We start from the raw sequence: 9,508 nt of genomic DNA on the forward strand, positions 1-9,508 counted from the left end.
CGCCGGGTGGGCCCTGCATTTGGCGCTCGGCCTGCTCGCGCGATNNCCGGTCGGGGCCGCCGAAACGCCCGCCGCTCGGGTGCCGACGCCCCCGCCCCTGCCGCCCGAACGCCCTGAGACGCTGAAGCCACCCGTTGCGGAGCCGGCACCCCCGACCCCGCCGGCCCGGCCTCCGGAACTGAAGCCTGCCGTCGCGGAGCCGGCGAAGGAGCCGGTCAAGGATCCCGGCCGGGAAAAGGCCTCCGAATCCGCGAAGGAAAGCCCGAAGGAAGGCTCGAAGGAATCCGCGAAGGAGGCGTCCAAACCCGAGATCCCGACGCCGCCACCCGCGCCGCCCGAGCGCCCGCCGGAACTGTCCGGCGGGGCGGCCCTGGCCCTGAAGGTCTCGCCGCCGGACGATACGGCCTGCCGGACGCGCCTGAAGCGACTCGGCGTCGATTTCGAGCCGCTGGCGCCCATCGCGGAAGGGCAATGCACCGCTCCGCTGCCGCTTAAGGTGACGAAATTCGCCGACGGCGTGGCGCTGCCGCAGGGCGCGACATTGACCTGCCGGGCCGCCGAAGCCCTGGCGCGCTGGGTCACCGAGGTGCAGGTCGAGGCCGAGCGGACGTTGAAGCATCCCCTGACCGCCCTCGAACTCGGCGGCTCCTATGTCTGCCGAGGCCAGAATCACGACATCGATGCCAAGCTGAGCGAACATGCCTTCGCCAATGCCGCCGACATCATGGGCTTCGCCTTCGCCGGACGCGCAAGCATCCCCGTGAAGGCGATGCCGGACGGCTCCGAGGAGGCGCAGTTCCTGGGCGCGGTGCGCACGAAGGCCTGCGGCTTCTTCCGCACGGTCCTGGGGCCGGGTTCGAACGCCGCCCACGCCAACCATCTTCATGTGGACCAGCGGGAGCGCAATGCCGGCCACCGGCTGTGCGAGTAGCCTCGCGTGGAACGTTCCGGCCGGCTCGGCGCTTTTTGGCACGGGAGCGCCTCCGCTCTCCGGAATTGCGACGTCGATGATCCCAAAATCCTGGCGGCCCGTTGGCGCGGCTCTCGTGGCGAGCTGTCTCGTCGTGCAAGGCGCGGCGGCCAAGCCCGAGAAAGACCGGAAGACCGAAGCGGCGCAGCCGCCGGCGCTCACCGCCGACACCGTGAACGCCGCCGCCCTGGCGCCCCCGGAAGCGGGCAAGGATCGGGAGGCCAAGCCGAACACGAAGGCGCGCCGGGCCGCTGCGTCCGCGGAGAAGCCCGACCCGCTGATCGTCAAGGCGCAGGTGCTGCTCGACCGGGCGCATTTCTATCCCGGCGCGATCGACGGCCGGACCGGCGAAAATTACAAACGCGCGCTCTCCGCCTTCGCTGTGGCGCAGGGGCTTTCAGCGACGCAGAGCCTAAATCCTGAGGTTTGGGACAAACTCCAGGCGACGAGCGATAAGCCCGTCGTCACGGACTATACGATCACCGAATCCGATGCCTCGGGGCCCTATGTCGAGCGGATCCCGCCCAAGATGGAGCAGCAGGCCGAGCTCAAGACGTTGGGGTACACCAATGCCCGGGAGATGCTCGCAGAACGCTTCCACATGGGCCGTGACCTCGTCAGCGCGCTCAATCCCGGCAAGTCCCTGGACAAGGCCGGCACGGTCATCGCCGTCGCGGCCGTGGAGCCGATGGGGACCGACAAGCCGAAGGCCAAGGACCTCCCCGAAAGTCCGAAGGTCGAGCGCATCGAGGTCGGCAAGGCGAGCCGCGACGTCCGGGCCTTCGGCGCCGACGGAAAGCTGCTGGCCTACTACCCCGCCTCGATCGGCAGCTCCGAGAAGCCAGCGCCGAGCGGCGACACCAAGGTGAAGGGCGTCGCGTTCAATCCCGACTACACGTACAATCCGAAATACGCATTCAAGGGCGTGAAAGCGCAGCACAAGTTCACCATCCAATCCGGTCCCAACAACCCGGTCGGTCTGGTCTGGATCGATCTGGCGATCCCGAGCTACGGCATCCACGGAACGCCGGAGCCCGAGAAGGTCGGCAAGACCGAATCCCATGGGTGCATCCGGCTGACCAATTGGAATGCCCGCGACCTTGCCGCGCATGTTACGCGCGGTGCTGAGGTCGTCTTCAAGGAAGACTGATCACCCGGCGTCGATCCGCCCGGCTGCCGGGCGGACAAAAATGTATCAGGCGTTAACATAGCGCGCGGTCGCGCCATCGGAACGGGCCGGGAACGCTTGACACGTTGCGGAATACGGGCGACGCCACAGGTTGTCTCGCGGGCCATCCTTCGGGCCGTGCTCGTTCATACGAGCGCTGCTGTCGCGGTGCGCGGGGCTCGACCGACCGCACGGCATAATCCCCGGAAACGGGGCGTTCGAAGGGAAGACGGCCCGGCGTGATTGCTGACTCCAACGACGACGTTCTTAACGGTGTCCGCGTTCTCGTCGTCGAGGACGAGGCCGCGATCTCCATGCTTCTGGAGGACATGCTCCTCGATTTCGGCTGTGCCGTAGTCGGGCCGGCCGCACGGCTCTCCTCCGCGCTGGAAATGGCGTCGCAGGAAGCGTTCGAGGTTGCCATCCTCGACGTGAACGTGGCGGGCGAGCCGATCTATCCCGTGGCCGAGGCCATCGCCAAGCGCGACCTGCCGCTGGTCTTCTCCACCGGGTACGGCGGCGCGGGCATCCGCGAGCCGTTCCGCGACCGGCCCGTCGTTCAGAAGCCCTTCAGCCAAGCCGATCTCAAGCGCACGCTGATCGGCGCGATCCGGGCCGCCCGCGCCTGACGCACGCTGGGTAACCGGCGCGTCCCCAGCACGGCGGCTGTCGGGTGAGGCGAGACGCCGCGGTTCCTGACCGCGGCTTCAGAGCCCTTCGATCGTGAAGACCTGCTCGACATGGGCCGGCCACCCGCGGGCCCCGACGAAAACGGCGTCGGCACGGAACGTCGCACCGGCACACCACGCGTTGCGCCCGATCCACGCCCTGACCGCGCGGGAGAAGCGCCGCCGCTTGGCGGCATCGATCGCTTCCCGCGCGTCGTCACGCTTGGCACGCGCCTTCACCTCCACGAACACGATGGTGTTCCAGCGCTGGACGACGAGGTCGATCTCGCCCCCGGCCATGCTCACGCGCCGGCCGATCGGCCAGTAGCCCTTGAGCATCAGTGCGGCCAGCGCCAGCCATTCGGCGTGGTGGCCGCGCCGATAGGCGGCGCGGCGCCGGCCGGTCCGGTCCGGCACAGCCCCGTTCATCCCTGGCCCCGCGCCAAAGCCAGCGCCCGCGAATAGACCTGACGCCGCGGCTGTCCGGTCTCGTCAGCGACGAGGCTGGCGGCATCCTTGATCGAGTGCCGCTCCAGCGCCGACAGGATCAGCGCGTCGAGGGCGGCATCCGCATCAATCGTTCGCTCCGGCGTCGTCGCCGCACCGATGATCACCACGATCTCACCCTTGGGCGGTCCTTCCTGGGCGAAGCGCTCGCTCAGGCTGCCCAAGGTATCGCGCCGGATGGTTTCGTAGAGCTTGGTCAATTCCCGGGTCACGGCAGCCGGGCGCTCCGGGCCGAGCACCGCGGCGGCATCGGCCAGCATGTCGGGCAGGCGATGCGGCGATTCGAACAGGACCAGCGTGCCGGGAACCTGAACCAGTGCCTCCAGGCGGTTGCGCCGGGCGCCGGCCTTCTGCGGCAGGAAGCCCTCGAAGAAGAAACGATCGGTCGGCAGACCTGCCGCGACCAAGGCCGTCATCACCGCCGACGGGCCCGGAACCGGCGTGATGGCGATCCCCGCCTCGATCGCGGCCTGGACCAATTTGTAGCCGGGATCCGAGACCAGCGGCGTCCCGGCATCCGAGACGAGAGCCAGGGCTTCGCCGGCGCGCAGCCGCGCGATCATCCGCTCCCGCACGGCATCGTTGGAATGCTCGTGATAGGCGAGCAGCGGTGTCGTGATCCCGTAATGCGCCAGCAGGTTCCGGGTGACGCGGGTGTCCTCGGCCAGGACCGCATCCGCGGCCGCCAGGGTGGACAGGGCCCGGATGGTGATGTCGCGCAGGTTCCCGATGGGCGTCGCCACAATGTGCAGGCCCGGCGACAGGGGCTCGGTCTCGCTCGCCAGACCGAAGGCCGTGAAGGTGGTGTTGCGCGGCCGATCGGGGGCGAGCTTCGGGGACGGAGCTCGGGTCGGGGCGGCGGGCCCCGGGGCATCGAATCGGCGTGTCATCATCGGTGATCTTGCCACACCGGCCGTCTCCCGTCGCGGTGAAGGCGTCCGACCGGGGGCAACTCTGCCGCTCCGCGTTTACAATTCGGATTCCGATCGTCAGGCTGCGGTGCCTGCCGAGAGGAGTCCGCGCGATGGCGCGCCCGACGAGCATGCGGGACCGTCTCGTGCGCGTCACCGCCCCGACCGCTGCGCTGTGCGCCGTCCTGCTGTCATTGGGCGGCTGCCTCGGCACCGACATCGCTCGGCGCGCGACGGCGCCACAGGCCGAGCTGACGCCGCCGGCGGCCGTTCCGGGGGCACCGCCACCCGCACCCGCAGCGCCGCCGATGCCGGCGGCGGGTGGCATCGGGCGCATCGGCTCCGGAGCCGTCAAGGTCGCCCTCGTGCTGCCGCTGACCGGCCAGGGGGCAACGGTGGGCGCCGCCATGCGCAACGCGGCTCAACTTGCCTACGACGAGGCACAGCAACCCGACCTGACGCTCCTGGTGGAAGATGACCGAGGCAGCCCGGACGGCGCCCGGGAAGCGACGCAGGAGGCGCTGCGCCAGGGTGCCGAGATCGTGCTCGGTCCGCTCTTCGCCGGCAATGTTCAGACGGCTGCGGCCGCGGCCAGAGCGGCGGGCAAGCCGGTGGTCGGCTTCTCGACCGACGTGACCGTGGCCAGCCGGGGCGTCTACCTCCTGAGCTTCCTGCCGCAACCGGAGGTGGACCGCGTGGTCGAGGATTCCGTCGCCGGCGGAAAACGCTCCTTCGCGGCTCTGATCCCCGAGACGGCCTACGGCAATGCCGTGGAGGCGGAGTTCCGGGAGGCCGTTGCCCGGAAGGGCGCGCGGGTCGCCGCCGTCGAACGCTACCCGGCCGGCGCGCCGGGTCCGGCGGTGGAACGGCTGACCCGGGTCATCGCAGGGCCGGGTGCCACCGCCGACGCGCTGTTCATCCCCGAAACCGCCGACGCGCTGCCGGGCGTGGCCGCGGCGCTGACCAAGGCCGGCTTCTCGCCCGCCCGGATACGCCCCATCGGCACCGCCCTCTGGAACGAGCCGTCGCTCTTCGCCCTTCCCGCCCTGCAGGGCGGCCGCTTCGCCTCGCCGGACCGCACCGGGTTCTCGAATTTCAGCGGCCGCTACCAAGCCCGGTTCGGCGCCGTTCCGCCGCGCGTCGCATCCCTGGCCTATGATGCGGTGATGCTCGCGGCCGCCCTGTCCCGACGCTACGGCTCGCAGCGCTTCGCGGAGACCACCCTCACGAACGGCTCCGGCTTCGCCGGCATCGACGGGACCTTCCGCTTCCGGCCGGACGGGCAGAGCGAGCGGTCCCTGGCGGTCTATGAGATCCGCAACAACGCTGCGATACCCGTCAGCCCCGCGCCGCGGGTGCTGGCAAAGCCCGGGATCTGATCAGGCCGCAAGTTCGGCAACCAGGGCATTGAGCACCGGCGCCCCCTTCGCGGTCGCGGCGATGCGGCCGCCGGGAAGCCGCTCCAGCACGCCATCACCGATCAGCATGCCGATGCGGTTGCCGTTCAGCGGCCGGCCCTTGAGGGCAGCGTAGCGATCCGGATCGATGCCCTCGCGAAGGCGAAGCCCCATCACCAGGAACTCGTCGGCCTGGTCGGCGGCCGTGAGCGTTTCGGTCTCGACGACGGCGTGTCCGTCGCGCTCGACCCGGGCCAGCCAGGCTTCCGGCGACCGCTCGGTGACGGTCCCGATCCGTCCCCCCGCCGTCACGAGCCGCCCGTGCGCGCCGGGACCGATGCCGGCATACTCGCCGTAGCGCCAATAGAGCAGGTTGTGCCGCGACTCCGCCCCGGGCCGGGCGTGGTTCGAGATTTCGTAAGCCGGCAGGCCGGCCTCTGCGCAGAGTTCCTGGGTGACGTCGTAGAGGGCGCGTCCGACCTCGTCGTCCGGCGTCACCAGTTTGCCGGCGGCGGCGAGACCGTGGAACGGCGTCCCCGGCTCGATGGTGAGCTGGTAGAGCGAGAGGTGCTCTGCGGCCCGCGCCAGCGCCGCTTTCAGCTCCGCCCGCCACAGCGCCGGAGTCTGTCCGGGCCGGGCATAGATCAGGTCGAAGGAGGTCCGCTCGAAGGCCGACTGCGCCAGCGTGATCGCCTCCAGGGCCTGTGCGGCGTCGTGCAGGCGCCCGAGGGTCCGGAGCGACGCGTCGTCGAGGGCCTGGATGCCGAGGGAAACCCGGTTGACCCCGGCGGCGCGGTAGCCCCGGAAGCGCCCGGCCTCGACGCTCGACGGATTGGCCTCGAGGGTGACCTCGGCGCCTTGAGCCACCGGCCAGTGTTCCGCGACGGCGTCGAGCAGGCCCGCCACGGTCGCGGGCTGCATCAGCGAGGGTGTCCCGCCGCCGAGGAAGATGCTGGTGACGGTCCCCCCCGGGGTGCGGGCGGCCGTGTGGGCAATCTCGGCCCGAATGCCGCGAGGAAGCGCGGCTCGTCCACGCCCGCGTGGCGGACGTGGCTGTTAAGTCGCAATACGGGCACTTCGCCGCGCAGAAGGGCCAGTGCAGGTAGATTCCGAAACCCACGTCGCGGGTCGGATGTTCCGGGCCGGTCGATACCATGATGACCGGGATGTGAGCGCGACCGCGCCGTTTGGCAATCAGGAACCGGAGGCCAGACAGGCCCGGCTCAACGCCACGAAGGCCCGGGCCCGGTGCGAGAGCCCCTGACCCTTCTGCCAGTCGACGCCGTGCTTCTCCTCGGCGCTCATCTCGCCGAAGGTGCGCGCGTGCCCGTCCGGCCGAAAGATCGGGTCGTAACCGAAGCCGGCGGTGCCCCGCGCCGCCACGAGGTCGCCGAACACCCGCCCTTCGAACAGCTCGGTATGGCCGTCCGGCCAAGCCAGGACCAGGGCCGAGACGAAATGGGCCCGGCGGTCGGCCGCGCCACGGTCCTCGAGCTCGGCGAAGATCCGCGCCATCGCGGCGGCGAAATCCTTGTTCGGGCCGGCCCAGCGGGCCGAGAAGATGCCCGGCGCTCCGTCGAGGGCGTCGACGCACAGGCCGGAATCGTCCGCGAAGGCGGGCAGTCCGGTGGCGTCGGCCGCCGCCTTCGCCTTGATGGCGGCATTCTCGGCGAACATCGTGCCGGTCTCCTCGGGCTCGGGCAGTCCGAGTTCGCCGGCCGACACCGCCTCGACCCCGAACGGCGCGAGCAGCTCGCGCATCTCGGTGAGCTTGCCGGCATTGTGCGTGGCGATGACCACCTTTCCGGTCAGGCGGCGGCTCACGCGATGGCCTCCCTCTGGAGGGCGACCAGACGCTTGGTGCCGGCGCGGGCGAGGCCGAGAAGTTCGAGAAGCTGCTCCTGGGTGAAGGGCTCCATCTCGGCGGTGCCCTGCACCTCCACGATGCCGCCGCGCCCGGTGAGCACGAAATTGGCGTCGGTCTCGGCGGCGGAATCCTCGGCGTAATCGAGATCGAGGACCGGCATGCCCTTGTACAGGCCGCACGAGACGGCAGCGACATGGTCGCGCAGGGGATCGACCGAGATGATCGAGCGCGTCCGCATCCAGGCGAAGCAATCGTGCAGCGCCACCCAGGCGCCGGTGATGGCGGCCGTCCGGGTGCCGCCATCGGCCTGGATGACGTCGCAATCGATCGTCACCTGACGCTCGCCCATGGCCGGCAGGTTCGTGACGGCCCGGAGGGACCGGCCGATCAGCCGCTGGATTTCCTGCGTTCGACCCGACGGCTTCCCGGAACCAACCTCGCGGCGGGTGCGTTCGTGCGTCGCACGCGGGAGCATGGCGTACTCCGCCGTGACCCAGCCCTTGCCCGAGCCGCGCAGCCACGGGGGCGAACGCTCTTCGAGCGACGCGGTGCAGAGCACCCGGGTATTTCCGAAGCTGACGAGGCACGAGCCCTCTGCGTAGCGCGAGACCGCGCGCTCCAGGCTCACGGGCCGCAACTCGTCGGCGGCACGCTTGGAAGGCCGCATCGCGGGCCCCTTCTGTCGAGAGTGTCGAGGGCCGGGCTCTTAGGCCGCCGCGACATCACGGGCAAGCATCGCCGTACGGATTGATCCGCGCGGGTCGGTTGCGCATGATCGGACCACAGGATGACCGCGTGACACACCCCAGTCCCAACTTTGCCAACGGCCAATCCATGCAGGCCCTCGCCGCCCTCAATGAGCGCGCCCGCGAGATCTTCCGGCAGATCGTCGAGAGCTATCTCACGACCGGCGAGCCGGTGGGCTCCCGGAATCTCGCTCGGATCCTCCCGATGGCGCTGTCGCCGGCCTCGATCCGGAACGTGATGGCGGATCTGGAGCATTCCGGCCTGATCTTCGCGCCGCATACCTCGGCCGGACGCCTCCCGACCGAACTCGGGCTGCGGTTCTTCGTCGACGCGATGCTGGAACTTGGCGACGTCAGCCAGGACGAGCAGGCGCGCATCGAGGCACAGATGCGGGCCGCAGCCTCGGGCCACACGTTCGATTCCGCCCTGGCCGAGGCCTCGACCATGCTGTCGGGCGTCTCGCGGGGGGCCGGCGTGGTGCTGACCACGAAGGCCAACGTCAATCTGAAGCACATCGAGTTCGTGCGGCTCGATCCGGCCCGCGCCCTCGTCATCCTCGTCTCGGATGACGGCTCCGTCGAGAACCGCATCGTCGATCTGCCGCCCGGACTTCCGGCGGGTGCGCTTCAGGAGGCCACGAACTTCCTCAACGCGCGCCTGCAGGGCCGCACCCTGGGGTCGCTGCGCGCCGAGATCGAGGCCGGCCGCAAGGCCATGAAGCGCGAGCTCGACGCGATCACCGAACGCCTCGTCGATGCGGGGCTCGCAACGCCGGTGGGGCCGACGGAAGCGCGCCAATTGATCGTTCGCGGCCAGGCCAACCTGCTCGACGACCTGCGCGCGGTCGAAGATCTCGAGCGGATCCGCCTGCTGTTCAACGACCTGGAGACCCAGAAGGACGTCATCGACCTGCTGGCCCGTGCCGAGGGCGGCGAGGGCGTGCGTATCTTCATCGGCTCCGAGAACAAGCTGTTCTCCCTCTCGGGGTCATCGCTGATCGCGGCGCCGTTCCGCGACGGATCGCAGAAGATCGTCGGCGTGGTCGGAGTCATCGGTCCGACCCGCCTCAACTACGCGCGCATCGTGCCGATGGTGGATTATACGGCGCGGGTGGTGTCGAAGCTTCTGGACGGCGGCCGGTAGGTCCTGTCGGGCCTCAGGCCGCCCGAACCGAATCCAGGAATCGTGCGACCTCGACACCGAGGCGCGCGGAGTGCTGCGACAGATCCGATGCGGAGCCCAGGACCTGTCGCGCGGCCTCGCCCGTTGCGCG

The 9,508-nt window shown here is 70.0% G+C and carries 9 protein-coding genes and 1 pseudogene; 5 read left to right on the forward strand and 5 right to left on the reverse strand.

Translation table 11 applies throughout. The features are described 5' to 3' along the window. Nucleotides 1–13 precede the first annotated feature (13 nt). The 3 genes from I53_RS01185 to I53_RS01195 all read left to right on the forward strand — a co-directional run bounded on the left by I53_RS01185 (nucleotide 14) and on the right by I53_RS01195 (nucleotide 2,767). Nucleotides 14–931 (forward strand): extensin family protein, encoded by a 918-nt coding sequence (locus I53_RS01185; RefSeq protein ID WP_043345835.1) that lies wholly within the window; start codon nucleotides 14–16, stop codon nucleotides 929–931. Between the two features lie 76 nt (nucleotides 932–1,007). Beyond that, complete coding sequence (locus I53_RS01190) at nucleotides 1,008–2,120, forward strand: L,D-transpeptidase (protein ID WP_043345827.1); 1,113 nt, start codon at nucleotides 1,008–1,010, stop codon at nucleotides 2,118–2,120. A 257-nt stretch (nucleotides 2,121–2,377) separates the two neighbouring features. Beyond that, nucleotides 2,378–2,767: a response regulator gene (locus I53_RS01195; RefSeq protein WP_043345829.1), complete on the forward strand. Its 390-nt coding sequence runs from the start codon at nucleotides 2,378–2,380 to the stop codon at nucleotides 2,765–2,767. Between the two features lie 78 nt (nucleotides 2,768–2,845). Here I53_RS01195 and I53_RS01200 read toward each other — a convergent pair whose 3' ends face one another. Together I53_RS01200 and rsmI are read right to left on the reverse strand one after the other, a co-directional pair. Continuing rightward, nucleotides 2,846–3,235, reverse strand: a complete 390-nt coding sequence (locus tag I53_RS01200) for a YraN family protein (RefSeq protein WP_043345830.1) — start codon at nucleotides 3,233–3,235, stop codon at nucleotides 2,846–2,848. Next, complete coding sequence (rsmI, locus tag I53_RS01205; RefSeq protein WP_043345837.1) at nucleotides 3,232–4,203, reverse strand: 16S rRNA (cytidine(1402)-2'-O)-methyltransferase; 972 nt, start codon at nucleotides 4,201–4,203, stop codon at nucleotides 3,232–3,234. The genes I53_RS01200 and rsmI overlap by 4 nt, the downstream gene beginning before the upstream one ends. Nucleotides 4,204–4,337: 134 nt before the next feature. Between rsmI and I53_RS01210 the strand changes: the two genes are divergently transcribed. Then, nucleotides 4,338–5,603, forward strand: coding sequence for a penicillin-binding protein activator (locus I53_RS01210; protein WP_083935932.1), 1,266 nt, complete (start codon nucleotides 4,338–4,340; stop codon nucleotides 5,601–5,603). Here I53_RS01210 and hemW read toward each other — a convergent pair. The 3 genes and pseudogenes from hemW to rph all read right to left on the reverse strand — a co-directional run bounded on the left by hemW (nucleotide 5,604) and on the right by rph (nucleotide 8,155). Further along, a pseudogene (gene hemW / locus I53_RS01215) lies at nucleotides 5,604–6,777 on the reverse strand (radical SAM family heme chaperone HemW). Nucleotides 6,778–6,815: 38 nt separating this feature from the next. After that, complete coding sequence (rdgB, locus tag I53_RS01220) at nucleotides 6,816–7,445, reverse strand: RdgB/HAM1 family non-canonical purine NTP pyrophosphatase (RefSeq protein ID WP_043345832.1); 630 nt, start codon at nucleotides 7,443–7,445, stop codon at nucleotides 6,816–6,818. Beyond that, nucleotides 7,442–8,155 (reverse strand): ribonuclease PH, encoded by a 714-nt coding sequence (gene rph, locus I53_RS01225; RefSeq protein ID WP_043345834.1) that lies wholly within the window; start codon nucleotides 8,153–8,155, stop codon nucleotides 7,442–7,444. The genes rdgB and rph overlap by 4 nt, the downstream gene beginning before the upstream one ends. A 167-nt stretch (nucleotides 8,156–8,322) precedes the next feature. Between rph and hrcA the strand changes: the two genes are divergently transcribed. Further along, a complete protein-coding gene (gene hrcA / locus I53_RS01230; RefSeq protein ID WP_085987606.1) occupies nucleotides 8,323–9,378 on the forward strand; it encodes a heat-inducible transcriptional repressor HrcA in 1,056 nt (351 codons plus the stop codon). Nucleotides 9,379–9,508 lie beyond the last annotated feature (130 nt).

Source organism: Methylobacterium sp. B1 (assembly GCF_000333255.1).
GTDB classification, from domain to species: domain Bacteria; phylum Pseudomonadota; class Alphaproteobacteria; order Rhizobiales; family Beijerinckiaceae; genus Methylobacterium; species Methylobacterium fujisawaense.

Bases quoted from the DNA above. Each gene is read 5' to 3' on its own strand.
- hrcA (WP_085987606.1), top strand. From the start codon at position 8,323: ATGCAGGCCCTCGCCGCCCTCAATGAGCGCGCCCGCGAGATCTTCCGG.
- I53_RS01200 (WP_043345830.1), bottom strand. From the start codon at position 3,235: ATGAACGGGGCTGTGCCGGACCGGACCGGCCGGCGCCGCGCCGCCTAT.
- rph (WP_043345834.1), bottom strand. From the start codon at position 8,155: ATGCGGCCTTCCAAGCGTGCCGCCGACGAGTTGCGGCCCGTGAGCCTG.
- I53_RS01190 (WP_043345827.1), top strand. From the start codon at position 1,008: ATGATCCCAAAATCCTGGCGGCCCGTTGGCGCGGCTCTCGTGGCGAGC.
- rsmI (WP_043345837.1), bottom strand. From the start codon at position 4,203: ATGACACGCCGATTCGATGCCCCGGGGCCCGCCGCCCCGACCCGAGCT.
- I53_RS01210 (WP_083935932.1), top strand. From the start codon at position 4,338: ATGGCGCGCCCGACGAGCATGCGGGACCGTCTCGTGCGCGTCACCGCC.